This is a genomic window from Paenibacillus sp. W4I10, from assembly GCF_030816325.1.
GTDB classification, from domain to species: domain Bacteria; phylum Bacillota; class Bacilli; order Paenibacillales; family Paenibacillaceae; genus Paenibacillus; species Paenibacillus amylolyticus_B.
On sequence record NZ_JAUSXX010000001.1, the window covers coordinates 5,880,798 to 5,900,201 of the forward strand.

The following is a 19,404-nucleotide window of genomic DNA, read 5'->3' on the forward strand; positions in this document are numbered from 1 at the left end:
ATATTGAATTTATAACCAAATTTACCATCAAAATTCGTTGACAGGGCCGTCTATCCTGCAAAACGAAACATGACAATCGAACGCTTCCGCTAACGACTATGATTTTTTGCACTTCAACTCCATTTGATATGTCTCAGAAGTTCAAAGAAGTGTGCCGTGGCGTGTTGCGGCGGCCCTTACAAACTGTTACAATTTATGCAAAGAGAATCATTGTCCTGATGGAGAATTGTCAACGAATGATCGCTAATCATAATCAATGACAGGCACAGCACCATGAACATGATTCGCAAGGCTCGGGCTTCGGCTAGTTTTTAATAACCGAATCCGTTTGAACACCGAATCAGCTTCATGAGGAACCCTTGGCAAGCCTGGAGTTGATTCATCCATATTACTTTTTATATTGTTTGTCACCCCCGGGTAAGTGGATACAACATCCATCCGATGGTGTCGCGTGGCGGCAACAAGGGGGTCTATTCTGTTTTGCGCGAAAGGGGTATACCATGCTAGGACTTGTCAAAAAGATCTTCGGCGACATGAACGAACGTGATGTTAAACGTCTGATGAAGACGGTCGATGTGATCAATAAACTGGAACCACAATTTCAGGCGTTGTCTGATGAACAACTGAAAGGTAAAACGGACGAATACCGTGCTCGTATTGAAAAGGGAGAAACAACAGATGAGCTTCTTCCAGAGGCATTTGCAACCGTACGTGAGGCATCACGCCGTGTACTGGGCAAACGTCACTACGATGTACAGATGCTGGGCGGTATCGCTCTGCATGAAGGCCGTATTTCCGAGATGAAAACGGGTGAAGGTAAAACGCTGGTAGGAACACTTCCGGTATATCTGAACGCGTTGATGTCCAAAGGTGTACACGTGGTCACGGTCAATGACTATTTGGCACAGCGGGATAGCCAGGAAATGGGACAAATCTATGAATTCATGGGCATGACGGTAGGGGTTAACCTGAGCGGTATGGACCATGCTTTGAAACAACATGCGTATGCATGTGATATTACGTACGGAACGAACAATGAGTTTGGTTTTGACTATCTGCGTGACAACATGGTGCTGTATAAAGAGCAAATGGTACAACGTCCATTGTTCTTCTGTATCATTGATGAAGTAGACTCCATCTTGGTCGATGAGGCGCGTACGCCACTCATTATCTCCGGACAAGCTCAGAAGTCGACGGATATGTACTATTCAGCAGATCGCTTTGTGAAACGTCTGGTGCCGGAAGAAGACTTTACGGTAGACATCAAGGTGAAATCCGTAGCGTTGACTGAGGCGGGCGTGGCAAAAGCAGAGAAAGCATTTGGTATCGAAAACTTGTATGATCATGCCAATGTAACTCTCAACCATCACATCGTACAGGGTTTGAAAGCTAATGTAATCATGCGTCGTGACGTGGATTATGTGGTCAGTGATGAGGAAGTTATGATCGTCGATGAATTCACAGGTCGTCTGATGTCTGGACGTCGTTACAGTGATGGATTGCACCAGGCGATTGAAGCCAAAGAAGGCATTGAAGTACAAAACGAGAGCATGACGCTTGCTACGATTACCTTCCAGAACTATTTCCGGATGTACCGTAAACTTGCGGGTATGACGGGTACAGCGAAAACCGAGGAAGAAGAGTTCAAAAAAATCTACGGTCTCGAAGTACTGCAGATTCCAACCAACCGTCCAAACAAGCGGGATGACATGGCAGATGTCGTGTATAAGAGCATCGATGGCAAGTTCAATGCCGTTGTAGAAGAGATCGTGGCACGCCACAGCAAGAACCAGCCGGTTCTGGTAGGTACAGTATCCATCGAGAACTCGGAGCGCCTGTCTGACATGCTCAAACGCCGTGGTGTAAAACACCAGGTACTGAACGCCAAGTACCATGCGGAAGAAGCAGAGATCATCTCAGGAGCCGGCCAAGCGGGTGCAGTGACAATTGCAACCAACATGGCTGGACGGGGTACGGATATTATCTTGGGTGAAGGTGTTGCTGAAGTAGGCGGCCTTCATATCATCGGTACAGAGCGTCACGAATCACGGCGGATTGATAATCAGCTGCGTGGTCGTGCGGGACGTCAAGGTGACCCGGGTTCAACACAATTCTACCTGTCACTGGGTGATGAATTGATGAGACGTTTCGGTGCAGACAATGTACTGAACATGATGGAGCGCCTTGGTTTTGAAGAAGACCAACCGATTGAGAGCCGGATGATTACCCGTGCAGTAGAATCGGCGCAGAAACGTGTTGAAGGTAATAACTTTGACGTGCGTAAAGTCGTTCTCCAGTATGATGATGTGATGAACCAACAACGTGAAATTATATATAAACAGCGCCGTGAGGTACTGGAATCCGAGAATATCAAACAGATCGTTATGGATATGATCAAACCTTCCATTGAACGTATCGTTGAAGCACATTGCAGTGACGATATTCCGGAGAACTGGGAGCTGCAGGAAGTTGCCGATTACATGAACAGCAAATTGCTGGATGACAATTCGGTAACGAAAGATGATCTGTGGGGCAAGGAAGCAGAAGAGATTATCGAGTACCTGTTTGAGAAAGTTCAGAACAAGTACAATGCACGTGAAGAGCGAATTGGCGAAGAGATGGTTCGTGAGTTCGAGAAAGTGGTTGTGCTCCGTGCAGTAGACAGCAAGTGGATGGATCATATTGATGCGATGGATCAATTGCGTCAAGGTATCCACCTTCGTGCTTACGGTGGTACAGATCCCCTGCGTGAGTACCAGTTTGAAGGCTTCGAGATGTTCCATCAGATGATTGCTTCGATTCAAGAAGAAGTAGCAACTTATGTGATGAGAGCACAGATCGAGAGCAATCAGGAGCGTCAAGCGGTTGTTGAGGAAAGTCAGATCTCGACAAGTGGTGAACCTGCTGAGAAACGTCCAGTAAAGGTTTCTGACCAAATCGGACGTAACGATCCATGTCCATGCGGTAGTGGCAAGAAGTTCAAACACTGCCACGGTCAAGAGTAGGCGATCGTAAGATGCTACTGTAATCGGAGTGACAGGTGTAACATTAACTAGGTCAACTTATATAGCATGACATGAACGGCTCCTTGCAGCCGGGCATTCCATAGGATGAAGTGAAGGATGCAAAACCGGTTAATGGTGCATAGTTATAATAATATGACCATGATCACGGGAAGAGATATACTGATATAACAGTAGTCTCAACACCAGGGTGGCGCATCACTTACTTGATCTGGAGGAATGCCCTGGATGCGGGGAGCTTATCTTAATGAAAAGAGGAATTGCACATGATCGATCCAAACGTGAAGCATGACCTGCGTGAAATAGGCAAGAAACTAACAAACCTTAGGGGGTCTCTTTGACTTAGATCTGAAGCAAGAGATGATTGGCAACTTCGAAGTGAAGATGTCTGCCCCGGATTTCTGGGACGATAGTGACAAGGCACAGTCCGTAATCGCTGAGCTAAACGCAGTGAAGGGATCTGTGGATCAATACACCAAACTTCAGCAGGATTATGATGACGCAGTGATGATGATAGAGCTGGCGGATGAAGAAGGCGACGAAGACCTCGCTACCGAGATTGGTAACAGTATTACAGCAATCGTGAATAAAGTCGCAGAGTTTGAACTTCAGCTTCTCCTGAATCAACCATACGACAAGATGAATGCGATTCTGGAGCTTCACCCGGGTGCGGGTGGTACCGAGTCCCAGGATTGGGGACAGATGCTGCTCCGGATGTACACACGTTGGTCCGAGAAGCGTGGCTTCAAGGTTGAGGTATTGGATTATCTGCCAGGTGATGAGGCTGGGATCAAGAGTGTAACGTTGTCGATTAAGGGACATAACGCTTATGGTTATCTGAAAGCCGAGAAGGGTGTACACCGACTGGTGCGAATCTCTCCTTTTGACTCATCGGGCCGTAGACATACGTCCTTCGTATCCTGTGATGTGGTACCGGAGATTGATGACACGATTGAATTGGATATTCGGACAGAGGATCTCAAGATCGATACGTACCGGGCAAGTGGCGCGGGTGGACAGCATATCAATACCACCGACTCTGCCGTACGGATTACTCACCTTCCGACAGGTGTAGTTGTAACGTGTCAGAATGAACGTTCACAGATCAAGAACCGTGAGCGAGCGATGACGATGCTTCGTTCGAAATTGTATGAGCGTAAAATTGAAGAGCAAAAACAACAGCTGGATGAAATCCGAGGAGATCAGTCGGATATTTCATGGGGTAGCCAGATTCGCTCCTATGTGTTCCATCCCTATAGTATGGTAAAGGATCACCGTACAAGCGTAGAGACTGGAAATACAGGGGCAGTAATGGACGGCGACCTCGATGCATTCATCGATGGTTATTTGCGCAGCCAGATTAAAGTAGAAACGGATTAATATAAGTTCCTGTATGGACCCATACGTGTAGGCGTATGCTGGTGTATACAGGAGCTTTTTTTTGAATCATTTTATAAGATATAGAGAACATGAACAAACAACTGATCAGTCACAACAAAGGAGAGCACGAGAACATGCAACAACGATCACAACTTCACAATAATCGCAAAAAGAGGATAACTAGCCTCATTCCACTCAATGGTCCATGGAGAAACGTCGTGGACACGGTATCTATCATTTTAGGTTCGTTTTTAATTGCAGTGGCCTTTAATTTATTTTTATTACCGAATCAGATCGCTTCAGGTGGGGTATCCGGGTTATCGATCCTGGGCAAGGAATGGCTTAATTGGGAGCCGGCATATACCCAATGGGCGATTAACATCCCACTTCTAATCGCGGGTTTTCTGCTTATTGGTAAGCAGTATGGTATTCGTTCAGTCCTGGGCAGTATTGTCCTGCCGCTCTTAGTCTATCTCACAAAGGATTGGGCCATCCCAACAACGAATCCGTTACTTGGTTCACTGTATGGTGGAATAGGCGTTGGTCTAGGGATCGGCATTGTATATCGTGGTAGAGGATCAACAGGTGGCATGAGCATTCTTGCCAGAATCGTACAAAAATACAGCGGACTGAGTTATTCTCTGTGTGTCGTAATTATGGATGCCACTGTTATTATTATGGCTGCTTTTGTATTGTCATTGGAACAGTCCCTCTATGCACTAATTGGGTTGTATGTTACTGGTAAAGTGATCGATGCCGTTGAGATGGGGCTAGGCTTCTCCAAGGTGGCATATATTATCTCCAACCAGACTGAAGCGATTAGCAAAGTGATTCTGGATGATCTGGATCGCGGATTAACGAAGCTGGAAGCCAAAGGCGGTTACACCGATGATCAACGAACCGTACTGATGGTAGTGGTTGGGCAAAATGAGGTGCCGAGACTCAAAACGTTGATCCGCTCCGTGGACCCCGGGGCTTTTGTCATTATCAGTAACGCACACGAAGTGCTCGGCGAAGGTTTTAAGCGGGGAGAACATGTGTGAACGGGTGTGAAAACTAGCTAGTGAGCCGTGTGGGCTCATGAGTTTGGAAGTTCAAGACAAGAAAAAAACAGGCACATCCTTCTCCGAAATGACGGGAGAGGATGTGCCTGTTTTTTTACTATTACTATAATTTCAACTAAACACGATCACGGAGAGGACAGAAATAGCCTGAAGAAGCGATTCGTTCGCTAAAATCTTTCTGAAGAAAGTTACTTCGGAAGGCGATTCTGTCATCGGAGTAATCTCACTACAGAATCGGAGACAACAGACGGGAAATGGCTTCTTTGAAGCGAATGATTAGACTGCGTTTTTGGTATTCATCGAGCGTCATTTCCCGCGATACATGCAGGTCGTGCTCAAAGGTTTGTACAAGTGCTGTCGCAATCGTTTCATCATACATAAAAGCATTAACCTCAAAGTTCAACCGGAAACTGCGGTAGTCAATATTGGCGGTTCCCACGGATGCAACCAAACTGTCAATGATAAGTGTTTTGGCATGAATGAAGCCATTATCATATATAAATACTTTGGCGCCAACCTTCAGCAACTCACCAATATAAGATAACGTAGCCCAATATACGAAAGCATGGTCGGGTTTATTGGGGATCATAATGCGTACATCAATACCAGACAGACACGCCAGACGAATCGCTTCGAATACACTGGCATCCGGGATAAAATAAGGCGTTTGAATCAGAATCGAATGTTTGGCCCCATTAATCATCTTGAGATAACTGTTCTTAATATGTTCAGTCTCTGCATCCGGTCCACTGGAGACAATCTGCATGGCAATCTTTCCTGTGCCCTCGATATGAGGGAAATGCGCCGGAACGTAAGGTGTATCGTGTTGCTTGGACGCTTCATTCCAATCTAGGAGAAAACGGGTCTGCAGCGCATGGACGGCGTTCCCTTGAATACGCAGATGTGTGTCACGCCAGTAACCGAATTTCGAGTTCAAGCCGAGATACTCATCTCCGACATTAAACCCGCCCGTGTACCCAAGGTTACCATCGATGATGACAATCTTCCGGTGGTTCCGGTAGTTCATACGCAAGTTGATCAGACTGAATTTGGATGGGAAAAAGACTTCAACCAAACCGCCTGCTTCGCGCAATTCTTTGAAAAAGCGTTTGGATACCCGCCGTGATCCGAGCGCGTCATACAGCAAACGAACTTTGATGCCTTCTCGCGCTTTGCGGATAAGTGCATCCCGAATTCTTTTGCCTAGACGGTCGCCTCTATAAATGTAGTATTGTACATGCACGTGATCCTGAGCCGCTTCGATGTCATCCAAGAGCCGTTGGAACTTGTCTGTTCCGTCCGTAATGATCTCAACCGCATTATCCTCCGTTAACAGAGCACCGTTCTGCTTCAGATTCATATAGATCATGTCCTGGCTACTCTCGGTTGCTTGGTTGCGGAAAGGGGTGCGGTTATCGTGCAACTGCGTGAGCTGGGCTTCAATACGTTCCTCTAGCCCAAGCTTCTTACGTTCTTTCCACTGGAAAAGCCGGTATCGGGTCAGATTCTGACCGGTTAAAAGATAAAGTACAAACCCAAACACCGGAATAAAGTTCAAGACGAGCAGCCAAGCCCAGGAAGCGCTGGCATCCTTCCGTTCGAAGAAAACGACTGCTGCCGCAAAAATAATATTCAGGCCCAGGAGTACAATAAGTAAAATGGATTCGATATGCACTATAGTCCCCCACGTCTCAAAATGACCATCATGAATCTATTCATATGTCCTTGATTAGCAGGTTAGTTATGAATGAGACCCTGATTGTAATGTTTCCTACTAATACGTATTTTAACAGATGTATACCTATTCGTCCCGGATGTCAAAAAAGATATGTTCGGATTGGATGGAAATCCATGTGAAATTGATGATAGAGTGTTGTATTTATATAACCAGAGTCGTATAATAATACACAAATATGCATATAAGCGACGGAATTGCTGTGTTCAAGTATCCTTCAGGCAAGGACATAGCACAAGTAGCGCATACATCGAGATTGGGGGAGCGAGAGTGAATAACAAATTAAAAGTAGCAATCGTCGGTTCCACCGGCTACGGCGGGGTGGAGCTGATTCGTTTTTTCCAGAACCATCCGCTGGTAGAAATCACATCGGTGATCTCATCATCGAGCAGTGGTGAGTCCATCGCAGATGGATTTCCGCATTTGACGGACGTGATTCACAGGCCACTCGACGGTGTAGATCCGGCTGAAATTGCGAGTCGTGCGGATCTGGTATTCACAGCGACCCCGTCCGGCGTAAGTGCAAAGCTCGTACCAAGCCTGCTGGCAGCAGGGCTTAAGGTCATTGACCTGTCTGGCGATTTCAGACTCAAGGATGGAACGGTGTACGAAGAGTGGTATAAACATCCGGCGCCTCCAGCTGATTTGCTGGAACAGGCAGTATATGGCATGGCTGAGGTGTATGGCGAAGAAGTGAAGGGACAGAATTTTATATCGAACCCGGGCTGTTATCCAACAGCTACACTTCTTGGACTGATCCCTGCAGTAGAGGCAGGCTGGATTGATCCTTCTACTATTATAATTGATGCCAAATCAGGCGTATCTGGAGCAGGACGCGGAACAAGTCTGACAAACCATTATGCAGAGATGAATGAGAATTTAAAAGCCTATAAACTGAATAAACATCAACATATTCCCGAGATCGAACAAGTGCTTGGCAGTATAACGGGAACGCCTGTTACGGTTACCTTCACAACACATCTGGTGCCAATGACACGTGGAATCATGAGTACGATGTATGCAAAACTCGTTGGGGAACACAGTGACCGGGAGATCGTGGATTTGTATCGCAAGTATTATGAGAACAGACCTTTTGTACGTGTACGTGAACCGGGTATCTGGCCTTCTACCAAAGAAGTGTACGGATCCAACTATTGTGACATCGGATTTGCGGTGGATCCTCGCACAGGGCGTTTGACGATTATTTCGGTCATCGACAACCTGGTGAAGGGTGCTTCCGGGCAAGCGATTCAAAATATGAACCTGATGATGGGATGGGAGGAGAACCTCGGGCTGAACATGACACCGGTATATCCATAAGAGATGGAATTCAAGAAGAGCACTGGAACATTCGGTGTAGAGTGCTTTCTTGGAGTGAACTTAGGGAGAACGGATCAGGTTAAGCAGGCGATCATCAGCATATAGCTGAACGCATACGGGGGATATGATATGGGAACGAATGTGGAGCAACATACTTTTACCGTGATTGAGAACGGAACAATTGTAACCCCTGGGGGATTCACTGCTGGTGGACTTCACTGCGGATTGAAAAAGACATCTCGGAATGACATCGGAGCGATTCGATGTGATGTACCAGCTACAGCTGCTGCTGTGTACACAACGAACGTGTTTCAGGCCGCACCACTTAAAGTAACGCGCGAAAGCTTGAGTAATGGACGCCTTCAGGCTGTTATCGTTAACAGTGGTAATGCCAATGCATGTACAGGGCAACAAGGGGAAGAAGATGCTTATGCGATGCGTTCGGCTGCTGCTCGTGAGTTGGGTGTAGCGGAAGAGGACGTGGCTGTGGCATCCACAGGTGTCATTGGGGAATTGCTCAAAATGGATGCTGTACATTCAGGCATCACCGGACTTCCAGCGCATATGGGCAAGGAGTCTAATGAGGCGGAACAATTTTCACAAGCGATTCTGACAACGGATTTGGTGAAAAAGGAAGCTTGCGTCTCCGTTCTGGTTAACGGCAAGACGGTTACGATTGCGGGAGCCGCCAAAGGCTCGGGTATGATTCATCCAAATATGGCGACAATGCTCGCTTTCATGACCTCTGACGCGGTCATTGGTGCAGAAGCGTTGCAGCGCCTGCTGCGCCAGGCAACCAATCATACATTTAACATGATTACAGTTGATGGGGATACAAGTACAAACGACATGCTGGTAGCTATGTCCAGTGGATATGCAGGTAATGAAGAGCTGACGATGGAGCACCCGGATTGGGACGCTTTTGCAGCCGGCTTCACCTACGTATGCCAAGTGCTGGCCAAAGCAATTGCTCGCGATGGCGAAGGAGCAACCAAACTGGTTGAGGTAGAAGTTACAGGTGCCGTAAGTGATGAATCTGCGCAAGCGATTGCCAAAACGGTCATCGGGTCCAGTCTGGTGAAATCCGCCATGTTTGGCGCGGACGCCAACTGGGGACGGATTATTGCAGCCGTGGGGCGTGCAGGACAACCGGTTAACCCGGATACGGTGGATATTCGTTTGGGAGATATCTCGGTACTTGCGCAGTCACGCCCAGTCGTGTTTGACGAAGAAGTGGCACTGGCCTATTTGCAGACCGATACAGTTCGCATTGTGGTGGATCTGCACCACGGCGAAGGAACGGCTATAGCCTGGGGCTGTGACCTGACGTATGACTACGTCCGAATTAACGCCGCATACCGAACGTAATACGCCTTAGCATTTATTCTATTGAAGCTAACAGCTTCCCTATGAGAAGCTGTTTCGTAAATATATAGAAAATCTATAAGGATTGAACTTTATTTGGTCTTTGAGATAACTGGCGAAGGCAGTGGAGAAGACGGAATCGATTCTGTAGAAGCGAAGCGTTCGCCTTTGTCTCCGGGTTTCCCCTTTATAAAGGGAATCAAAAAACCTGGAGACAACAGCGATCAAAAGAACGATCCGGATTCGGAACGGTCAGCCAACGAATATCGCATCAATTAAGTGTTAAGCCTTTTAGAATATTTGAACGAAAGGAGCTTGCCCTCATGAATTCAACAATGCCAAACAAGAGTACCGCAACGGAAGCGAGCACAGAGAAACAGATGTTTGTCATGAAATGTGGAGGCAGCACACTGGCGGCATTGCCAGAGTCTTTCTTTGCGGATCTGCGTGATTTGCAATCTCAGGGCACGCAGCCGGTAATCGTGCATGGTGGAGGTCCTGCCATCTCGGATAACCTGGCGAAGCTTGGTATCGAAACCGAATTCGTTAATGGCCTGCGCAAAACAACTGAACCTGTGCTGGATGTAGTGGAGATGGTGCTTGCGGGCAGTATCAACAAACAGATCGTGCGTCTGATTCAACGTGTGGGCGGTCGTGCACTAGGCTTGTCTGGCGTGGATGGTGGCTTGATCCAGGCTAAACCTGTTACAAATCACGCAGAGATCGGCTGGGTAGGCGATGTCACGGGTGTGAACGCAGAGATTATCCAAGGCATCGTGAACATGGGTTACATGCCGGTTATCGCGCCAGTTGGTGTGGATGCCACTGGACAACGCTACAACATCAACGCAGATACAGCTGCGGGTGCTGTGGCGTCTCATCTTGGCGTAAGTCGGATGATTGTCGTGACCGACGTTCCTGGCATCATGAAGAACGTAGGCGGCGAGAAAAAAGTACTGCCATCCGTATCTGTACAGGAGATCGAGGATATGATCCAAACCGGAGAAATCTATGGCGGCATGATTCCCAAAGTGCGTGCAGCAATCGCATGTATCCATGGCCAAGTACGTGAGGTCATCATCGTAGACGGAAGCGAACCACAGATCCTGAGCCGAGTGCTCGGCGGAGAAATCATCGGAACAAAAATTATCCGTATGCAATAATTATTCTCAGTGCGCTAGGGTCTTCATGATCTGATAGTAAATAAAAAATATGTGCACGGCTTTTTTATATAAGAAATCTAATATTACACACACAATAACGTAGGGTGCAGAACCAAACTGAAGAATAAAAATGCATAACGTAGAGGACAGAAATAACCTGAAGAAGCGAAGCGTGCGCCTTTATCCCCGGATTTCGACCTTTAAACAATTAATCAAAAAAATCCGGGGATAACAGCGATCGGAAGGTTGTTCTGTCATCGAAGTGGATATGCAGGCGTTCAAAAGATGGTTCTGCAATCGGAGTGGTCTAGTGTAAGTCAGGGCTCTTATATGATTGCCGTTGCACCAACCAATAGGAGTGATATGGTCATGGCAAAAGGCAACGAACAGCCAGGTTCTGGCACAGCGGTAGCGGGCGCAACAGCAACAGGTGCAGCGGTACAGACGGAAAGCTCGCTTTTCCAAACGTATGCACGTTATCCAATCAGTCTGGTTAAAGGTAAAGGCAGCTGGTTGTGGGATGATCAGGGCAACCGCTATCTCGATTTCATGTGCGGCCTCGCTGTAACTAGCCTGGGCCATGCACCGGAGAAAGTTGGAGCCAAGCTGAAAGCTCAGATTGATGAGTTGTGGCATGTGTCCAACCTGTTCCAGATTCCGGGCCAGGAGAAAGCAGCAGCATTGCTGACAGCCAATACATGCGCTGATGCAGTGTTCTTCTGTAACAGTGGTGCCGAAGCGAACGAAGCGGCTATTAAAGTAGCCCGTCGTTATCACCAGAAGGTGAAGGGTACAGATCGGTATGAAGTGATCACATTTGCCCAGTCCTTCCATGGACGGACACTCGCTACACTGACAGCAACCGGACAGGATAAGGTGAAAGAAGGATTTTTGCCATTGCCAGCCGGATTTGTAACCGTACCTTTGCATGATATCCCTGCACTTGAAGCGGCAATTGGACCCAACACAGCAGCTATTATGCTGGAAATGGTTCAGGCCGAAGGTGGTGTATATCCGGTTGAACCGGAATTCGTCAAACATGTACGGAAAATGTGTGACGAGCATGGGTTGCTGTTGATAGTTGATGAAGTACAAACAGGAATGGGACGTACGGGGAAACTGTTTGCACACGAACATTATGGCATTGAGCCAGACGTGTTCACGGTTGCCAAAGGTATCGGTAGTGGTTTCCCTGTTGGCGCGATGTTGGGTAAAGGTTTCTTGCGGGATGCTTTCACGCCAGGAAGCCATGCGACGACCTTTGGCGGAACACCGCTCGCTTCATCCGTTGTAATCGCAACAATTGAAACGATGCTTGAAGATCGCTTGCCAGAGCGTGCAGCGGAGATGGGCGAATACCTGATGAGCTCCCTGCGGAATCGTTTGGCCGGCAATTCCTTTGTGAAGGAAGTACGTGGCATGGGATTGCTCGTCGGTATTGAATGCGCTGAGCCGATAGGTGATATTGTGCTTGCTGGACAAAAACGAGGTATCTTGTTTGTCTCTGCAGGACCGAATGTGATTCGTTTGCTTCCGAACCTGTATGTGAGCAAAGAAGAGATCGACGAGGCGGTATCCTTGGTAGCCACATTGATCGAAGAGCACGTAGCGGCGAAAGTCTAACATAAAAATGAGAACCTTTCTGTCTCGGGGCCACTACTGGCCTCGAAGCAGAACGAGATGATGAATCCCTGTAGCCGCGTGGTGAACTTGCAGAAGATGGAAATGATTAAACAACTTGAGAAGCACCCAGACAAAGTGTCAACGTTGCTCTCTCTTCTGCCCATGCGGGTGCAGGGAACCGGAAATAAGGAGGACATTATAGATGACAGCACAACAGACGGAAAAGATTCAGAAGATTGATCTGAGAGGCCGGGATTTTATCGAATTCACGGACTATACGGCCGAGGAGATTCGTTATCTGCTTGATCTCGCGATTGAGATTAAAGGCAAGCAAAAAAGCGGTGTACCTTTTCAACCGTTGAAAGGCAAAACGATCGGACTTATTTTTGAAAAATCATCCACACGTACGCGTGTATCCTTTGAAGTGGGCATGTTTCAATTGGGTGGACACGCACTTTTTCTGAGCAAAAATGATATCCCAGCTGGGTCGCGGGGAAACAACACATGATACAGCCAAAGTATTGTCCCGCTATCTGGACGGCATCATGATCCGTACCTTTGGACACCATAATGTAACTGAACTGGCAGAGCATGCCGATGTTCCAGTCATTAACGGCCTGAGCGATGCAGCGCATCCTTGTCAGGTACTGGCAGACTTCCAAACGGTGCTGGAGCACAAAGGCAAGCTCGCAGGTCTGAAAATGGCCTACATCGGAGATGGCAACAATATGGCGCACTCCCTGATGCTCGGTGCAGCGAAGATGGGTATGCATGTTGCTGTAGCAACGCCAGAAGGCTATGAGCCGGATAGCGCAGTTGTGGAGCAGGCGCGCATTATCGCACAGGAGAGCGGTTCTGAAGTAACTGTAACGTACAGTGCACAGGAAGCTGCGAAAGATGCAGATATCGTGTATACGGATGTATGGGCGAGCATGGGCTTTGAGGAAGAGCAGAAGATTCGTGAGCAGGCATTTGCGGCATATCAAGTGGACGAGGAACTGATGAAAGGCGCGAAGCCGGACTACATGTTCTTGCATTGTCTGCCAGCACACCGCGGCGAAGAAGTGAGTGCCGGTGTAATTGACGGGCCAAACTCCCTGATCTTTGATCAGGCGGAGAATCGCTTGCATGCACAGAAGGCATTAATGGCTGCGTTAATGAGCGAATAGATGCTGTTTACCTTTATGGGTTGATTTTAGGCGCAGATTTCGCGATGATAGATTCATCTATAATGTACTTTAAAAAGTTAATTAAATAAGAAGCTCGTAGGGTTCAGTGTATGAAGGCTCTGTTTAACTTAACTGATCTTGGGGAGGACCATCACACATGGCTAAGGAAAAAATTGTACTCGCGTATTCAGGCGGGTTGGACACATCTGTAATTTTGAAATGGTTGAAAGAAACGTATGATGCAGAGATTATTGCATTCACTGCGGATATCGGACAAAAGGATGAATTGGATGGCTTGGAGGAAAAAGCACTGGCAACAGGCGCTTCCAAAGTATACATTGACGATCTGCGCGATGAGTTCGCAAAAGATTTCATCTATCCGATGTTCCAGGCTGGGGCCCTCTATGAAGGACAATACCTGCTTGGTACAAGTATCGCTCGTCCACTGATCGCTAAACGTATGGTGGATATCGCTCGTGCAGAAGGTGCTACAGCCATCGCTCACGGCGCTACAGGTAAAGGAAATGACCAAGTTCGTTTTGAGCTGAACGCGGCTGCATTGACACCAGACATTAACGTAATTGCACCTTGGCGTCTGGAAGAATTCCGTAACCAATTCCCGGGACGTGCCGAGATGATCGCTTACGCTGAGAAACATGGCATTCCGGTAACCGCATCTGCGGCTAAACCGTATTCGACAGACCGTAACTTGCTGCATATCAGCTATGAGAGCGGTGTGCTTGAAGATCCTTGGTTCGATCCAAGCGCGGACGAGAACAAAGACATGTTCCTGCTGAGCAGTGCGCCTGAGGATGCACCAGATCAAGCGGAATATGTGGAACTGGAATTCGAACAAGGTGACTGTGTTGCGCTGAACGGTGAGCGTCTGAGCCCACTGCAAGTGATGGAGCAACTGAACGAGCTGGGTGGCAAACATGGTATTGGCCGTGTAGATATGGTTGAGAACCGTTTTGTTGGTATGAAGAGCCGTGGCGTGTACGAAACACCGGGTGGAACAATCTTGTTCACCGCACATCGCAAAATGGAATCCATCACGATGGACCGTGAAGTGATGAACCTGCGTGATAGCCTGATCACACGTTACAGCACACTCGTTTACAACGGTTTCTGGTTCGCACCGGAACGTCTGGCGCTGCAAGCGCTGGTGACTGAAAGCCAGAAGAACGTTACAGGTACCGTTCGTGTGAAACTGTACAAAGGCAACATCATCGGCGCAGGCGTGAAAAGTCCTGTCAGCCTCTACAATCCGGACATTGCAACGATGGAAGCTGATCCAACGCAAGCCTACGATCAAGGCGATGCAACAGGCTTTATCCGCCTGAATGCACTGCGTTTGAAAGTAAACTCCGGCGTGGAGCAAAACAAAAACTAATTTCAACCTGCACAATAAAGCTACACCAATATAAATGACAAGGCAGGCCGTTCTTGCACATCTGGCAGGAGCGGCTTTGTCCATGAGCGAAAGGGGAGTACTCACTGTGAGCAAGCTGTGGGGAGGACGTTTTACAAAACAAACCAATCATTTGGTTGAGGAATATACGGCATCGATCAATTTTGACAAAGCTTTGGCTGAGGAAGATATTCAGGGCAGTCTGGCCCATGTGACGATGCTGGGCAAATGTGGTATTCTTCCGGCGGAAGATGTAGAGACCATCAAAGAAGGATTGATCACTGTTCTGCACAAAATTCGTGCGGGTGAAGTGGAATTCTCCGTATCGGACGAAGACATCCACATGAACATTGAGAAAAACCTGATCGAAACGATTGGCCCTGTAGGCGGTAAATTACATACAGGCCGTAGCCGGAACGACCAGGTTGCAACGGATATGCACTTGTATCTGCGTGAGCGCGTGGTTGGCTTTGTAGGTATGCTGCACTCCTTGCAGGAAGCACTGATTGGACAAGCGAAAGATAACCTCGATACCATCGTACCGGGTTATACGCATCTTCAACGGGCACAGCCGATTCTGTTCGCCCATCATCTGATGGCGTATGTCTCCATGTTCCAACGGGATGCGGAGCGTCTGATGGACAGCTACAAACGCATTAATATCCTGCCACTAGGTGCAGGTGCGCTCGCGGGCACAACATTCCCGATTGACCGTCATTTTGTCGCGGAACAACTGGGCTTTGATGGCGTGTACGAGAACAGTCTGGACGCAGTAAGCGACCGTGACTTTATTGTTGAGTTCCTGGCAGCAGCTTCCCTCATCATGACTCACTTGTCCCGTTTGAGCGAAGAGTTGGTACTGTGGAGCAGCACGGAGTTTGGTTTTGTTGAACTGGACGATGCGTTCTGCACAGGCAGTAGCATTATGCCTCAGAAGAAAAACCCGGACGTTCCTGAACTGGTTCGTGGTAAAACAGGACGTGTGTACGGCAACCTGATCGGTTTGCTGACGGTACTAAAATCTCTTCCGCTGGCATACAACAAAGACATGCAGGAAGACAAAGAAGGCATGTTCGACACGGTAGCAACGTTGGAGGGTGCACTGCAACTGTTCGCTCCAATGATCGCGACAATGACCGTGAACAAGGATCGTATGCGTCAAGCGGTCAACCAGGATTTCTCGAACGCTACTGATATTGCCGATTTCCTTGTAGGCGAAGGCTTGCCTTTCCGTCAGGCGCATGAAGTCATTGGTAAAACAGTGCTGTACTGCATCCAGAACAGTAAGTATTTGCTGGATCTGACGATTGATGAATTCCGTCAATTCTCACCGCTGTTCGATGAACGCATCTATGACGTACTGCAACCAGAAGCTGTTGTGAACGCTCGTAATGTTTACGGCGGAACAGCTTCGGGTCAAGTCGCCGAAGCCATCGGACGCAGTGAGAAGGTACTGGAAATTACCGAGCAATGGATTAAGAACCGCGGTTAATACCACGGTTACTATAGGTATTTGTACAGATACGACAGTACAATAAAGAAGCAGGCCAGAGAACTTTGTTCTCAACGGCCTGCTTTTTTGTGTTTTACAGCGATATGCTCTAGATATATTGAACTCAACCGCGAACGGAAGGTAGGTTGTTCTACTATCGGAGTACCAGTTTAGTTACTCGTGGTAGCTCCATTGCAATTCTCCACTAATCGCGCTTGGGCAAAGGCAACCATTTCAATACATCCTGGATCTTGGTATCCCAGTAGCCCCATTCATGTTCACCAGGCCCTTCCTGGTATGTCAGTTCGAAGTCCGTCTGTTCACAGGCTTGACGGAAGGTTTGATTATCCTCATACAAAAAATCTTCCGTTCCGCAGCATTGGTAGAGCAGAGGCCGCTGAGGTTGGCTCTCTTTTAAAAGATGAATCAGATCATTCTCAGTGCCTGCCACCTGTGGTCCAAAAATCCGTTGTAACTCAGCCTGTTGCAATGCTGAGGATGCATTTCTATCCATATGTGCAGACATATCGAGTGCTCCAGACAAACTGGCAGCTGCCGCATATTGCTCTGGTTTACGAAGGGCCAGCTTAAACGCGCCATAACCACCCATGGATAATCCAGCAACGAAGTTATCCTCACGCTTTGGTGACAGAGGGAAGAAAGAACGAGCAAGTGAGGGCAGTTCTTCGCTGATAAACGTCCAGTATTTTCCGCCTTCGACCATATCTGTATAGAAGCTGCGATGTACCTGCGGCATAACAACGGCGATTCCCAGATTTGCTACATAACGTTCAATTGATGTGCGGCGCAGCCAGATGGAATCATCATCCGATAGACCGTGTAACAGGTACAGGGTTGGGTGAAGACCTTTGCCTGTCACGTTCTCCATACCGATCTGATTGTGGGTTTGTTGCGGGAGAATGACATGCATGCTGGTACTCAGCCCAAGCGTATCGGAGTAAAAATCACATTTAATAAGTGCCATGAGTATAAGAAACCCCTTTCATAAGTTCGTTAACCAAGTGTTTTTGACTTGAGAGGATGAGCCGGGATTGCTCCCTAATAGCTTTTAAGTGTCCATATTTAACAGGTTATACGCATTGCGCGTGCAATGCAATAACAAGATGCACTTTAAGAAATCATGCAGGAGTATCTCTAAATTGTAAGGTAACATCAGGCTAAGACGGGTGAGTGGCATAGAGGGAAAATCAACATTGTCACGACGTTGTTTACAACGTAACAATGTTATGTTACACTGATTTCAATATAAAGGGGGACCATATATGACGGATGATTTGATCTCCAAGAAAGAATTGTTGGACCTGACAGGAATCTCATATGGCCAGTTATACCGCTGGAAGCGGAAAAATCTCATTCCGGAAGAATGGTTTATTCGAAAGTCGTCCTACACCGGACAAGAGACCTTTTTTCCAAAACAACAGATTTTACTGCGCATTGACAAGATTCTCAATATGAAAGACGGATTATCGCTGGATGAGCTGGCAGACGTGTTCTCACCTACGTTGGGTGAAGTAGAGATGTCTGCACAACAACTGTTAGAGCGAAACATTGTTTCACAAATCTCGCTGGATCTGTTGAAAGAAGCAGGTCGGGAACAACCGCTATATGCTTTGGAGCAGATCATGATGCTCTACGTCCTTGATAAGCTGTTAATGAGCGGAGATATTACTCGGCAAGAGGGTGCGTTGCTGATCGAAGTGATGTCCGAACATTATTATCGTTTTACAGGCAAACCCAGCGAACTCGTGCTTATTCGTAAGATGGGTGTTCCTTCATTCATGCTGGTAACAGCAGGAACGGAGTTTTATTTTGACAATGGTGTGAAAGTGGTTCTTAGGCAGCCGATGGGAACATTTATGGAAGAATTAAAACTCAAATTGGGATAAGGAGAGGATCATCTATGGAAGAGCGGAATAAGCGGAATGATCTGAATGTGGCGGGCATAAGTCAAACGGCAGGCGGGAATTTTCACCGTGTATCTATTGATGGCATGGCTAAGGTGAACGGTAACCTGGACTGCACCTCTATGGAAGTGAATGGAACATTGAAGATGCACGGCGCTTTAAGCTCCGAGAGTGCAACGATTAACGGCATGTGCACGTTGAATGGGCCTTTGACCAGTTCTCGTGTTCGGGTGGATGGCTTAACTACAATTAACGGAGATCTCCATAGCCCTGAGCTTGAAGTGAACGGAAAGTGTACCGTACGTGGAAGAGTGGATGGGGAACGAATTGATATTGGCGGTGTGATCGATATTGAAGGTGATGTGCAATGTGAGTCCCTGAACGTACAGGGAAATATCAAGATCAGCGGCTTCCTGAATGCGGGAACAGTGGAGATCAGGCTTCATACCTCTTCTTCGGCTAAAGAGATTGGCGGAGAGCGTATTGATATTCGTCGCAAGGAGCAACAAAACGGGTTCTGGAAAAGTATTGGCCTGGGCGGGACTCCATCATTTAAGACATCCTTAATTGAGGGCGATGAGATTGTGCTGGAAGATACCGAAGCTGATATTGTTCGGGGGAGTAACATTTTTATCGGTCGCGGCTGTAACATCAGGCTGGTCGAGTATTCAGGTGAACTTGAGGTAGATCAGGATGCCAAGGTGGGCAGCAGTCAGCGAATTTAAATTTTGGAT

Annotated in this window: 15 protein-coding genes and 1 pseudogene; 13 read left to right on the top strand and 3 right to left on the bottom strand. The window is 47.6% G+C overall.

Annotated features, from left to right (window positions below; all coding sequences use genetic code 11):
• Window positions 1–243: 243 nt before the first annotated feature.
• Window positions 244–411 carry a hypothetical protein gene (locus tag QF049_RS26370; RefSeq protein ID WP_188310506.1) on the bottom strand — a complete coding sequence of 56 codons (168 nt, stop codon included), beginning with the start codon at window positions 409–411 and terminating at the stop codon, window positions 244–246.
• An 89-nt stretch (window positions 412–500) separates the two neighbouring features.
• On the opposite strand from QF049_RS26370, the gene secA reads away from it, so the two are divergent.
• The 3 genes from secA to QF049_RS26385 all read left to right on the top strand — a co-directional run bounded on the left by secA (window position 501) and on the right by QF049_RS26385 (window position 5,446).
• Window positions 501–3,005: a preprotein translocase subunit SecA gene (secA, locus tag QF049_RS26375; protein ID WP_307541811.1), complete on the top strand. Its 2,505-nt coding sequence runs from the start codon at window positions 501–503 to the stop codon at window positions 3,003–3,005.
• Window positions 3,006–3,289: 284 nt separating this feature from the next.
• Window positions 3,290–4,403 (top strand): peptide chain release factor 2 gene (prfB, locus tag QF049_RS26380; RefSeq protein ID WP_124116498.1). Its coding sequence is split into 2 segments (ribosomal slippage): window positions 3,290–3,361 and window positions 3,363–4,403, totalling 1,113 coding nucleotides; the frame shifts between segments, so codons are not numbered across the junction.
• Window positions 4,404–4,537: 134 nt separating this feature from the next.
• On the top strand, window positions 4,538–5,446 hold the full coding sequence (locus tag QF049_RS26385; protein WP_307541815.1) for a YitT family protein: 909 nt from the start codon (window positions 4,538–4,540) through the stop codon (window positions 5,444–5,446).
• Between the two features lie 247 nt (window positions 5,447–5,693).
• On the opposite strand, the gene cls is transcribed toward QF049_RS26385, so the two are convergent.
• Window positions 5,694–7,142, bottom strand: coding sequence for a cardiolipin synthase (gene cls / locus QF049_RS26390; RefSeq protein WP_289390479.1), 1,449 nt, complete (start codon window positions 7,140–7,142; stop codon window positions 5,694–5,696).
• A 330-nt stretch (window positions 7,143–7,472) separates the two neighbouring features.
• Between cls and argC the strand changes: the two genes are divergently transcribed.
• The 8 genes and pseudogenes from argC (at window position 7,473) to argH (ending at window position 16,745) form a co-directional block, all read left to right on the top strand.
• Window positions 7,473–8,522 carry an N-acetyl-gamma-glutamyl-phosphate reductase gene (gene argC, locus QF049_RS26395; protein ID WP_307541818.1) on the top strand — a complete coding sequence of 350 codons (1,050 nt, stop codon included), beginning with the start codon at window positions 7,473–7,475 and terminating at the stop codon, window positions 8,520–8,522.
• Between the two features lie 129 nt (window positions 8,523–8,651).
• The gene (gene argJ / locus QF049_RS26400) at window positions 8,652–9,890 is read left to right on the top strand and encodes a bifunctional glutamate N-acetyltransferase/amino-acid acetyltransferase ArgJ (protein ID WP_373428302.1); all 1,239 of its coding nucleotides are present in this window, start codon (window positions 8,652–8,654) and stop codon (window positions 9,888–9,890) included.
• A 93-nt stretch (window positions 9,891–9,983) separates the two neighbouring features.
• The gene (locus QF049_RS26405) at window positions 9,984–10,166 is read left to right on the top strand and encodes a hypothetical protein (protein ID WP_307541820.1); all 183 of its coding nucleotides are present in this window, start codon (window positions 9,984–9,986) and stop codon (window positions 10,164–10,166) included.
• 44 nt (window positions 10,167–10,210) lie between these two features.
• The gene (argB, locus tag QF049_RS26410; RefSeq protein ID WP_091013051.1) at window positions 10,211–11,050 is read left to right on the top strand and encodes an acetylglutamate kinase; all 840 of its coding nucleotides are present in this window, start codon (window positions 10,211–10,213) and stop codon (window positions 11,048–11,050) included.
• A 369-nt stretch (window positions 11,051–11,419) separates the two neighbouring features.
• Window positions 11,420–12,673, top strand: a complete 1,254-nt coding sequence (locus QF049_RS26415) for an aspartate aminotransferase family protein (protein WP_307543437.1) — start codon at window positions 11,420–11,422, stop codon at window positions 12,671–12,673.
• A gap of 202 nt (window positions 12,674–12,875) precedes the next feature.
• Window positions 12,876–13,842 (top strand): annotated as a pseudogene (argF, locus tag QF049_RS26420) (ornithine carbamoyltransferase).
• 157 nt (window positions 13,843–13,999) lie between these two features.
• A complete protein-coding gene (locus QF049_RS26425) occupies window positions 14,000–15,235 on the top strand; it encodes an argininosuccinate synthase (RefSeq protein ID WP_017692004.1) in 1,236 nt (411 codons plus the stop codon).
• Between the two features lie 106 nt (window positions 15,236–15,341).
• Window positions 15,342–16,745 (top strand): argininosuccinate lyase, encoded by a 1,404-nt coding sequence (gene argH / locus QF049_RS26430; protein ID WP_307543438.1) that lies wholly within the window; start codon window positions 15,342–15,344, stop codon window positions 16,743–16,745.
• 205 nt (window positions 16,746–16,950) lie between these two features.
• On the opposite strand, the gene QF049_RS26435 is transcribed toward argH, so the two are convergent.
• Window positions 16,951–17,730: an alpha/beta hydrolase gene (locus tag QF049_RS26435; RefSeq protein WP_307541822.1), complete on the bottom strand. Its 780-nt coding sequence runs from the start codon at window positions 17,728–17,730 to the stop codon at window positions 16,951–16,953.
• Window positions 17,731–18,028: 298 nt separating this feature from the next.
• Between QF049_RS26435 and QF049_RS26440 the strand changes: the two genes are divergently transcribed.
• Entirely contained in the window at window positions 18,029–18,652 is a 624-nt protein-coding gene (locus QF049_RS26440) for a YhbD family protein (protein WP_036612427.1), read from the top strand.
• Window positions 18,653–18,666: 14 nt separating this feature from the next.
• Window positions 18,667–19,395 carry a polymer-forming cytoskeletal protein gene (locus QF049_RS26445; protein ID WP_307541824.1) on the top strand — a complete coding sequence of 243 codons (729 nt, stop codon included), beginning with the start codon at window positions 18,667–18,669 and terminating at the stop codon, window positions 19,393–19,395.
• Window positions 19,396–19,404: the final 9 nt, after the last annotated feature.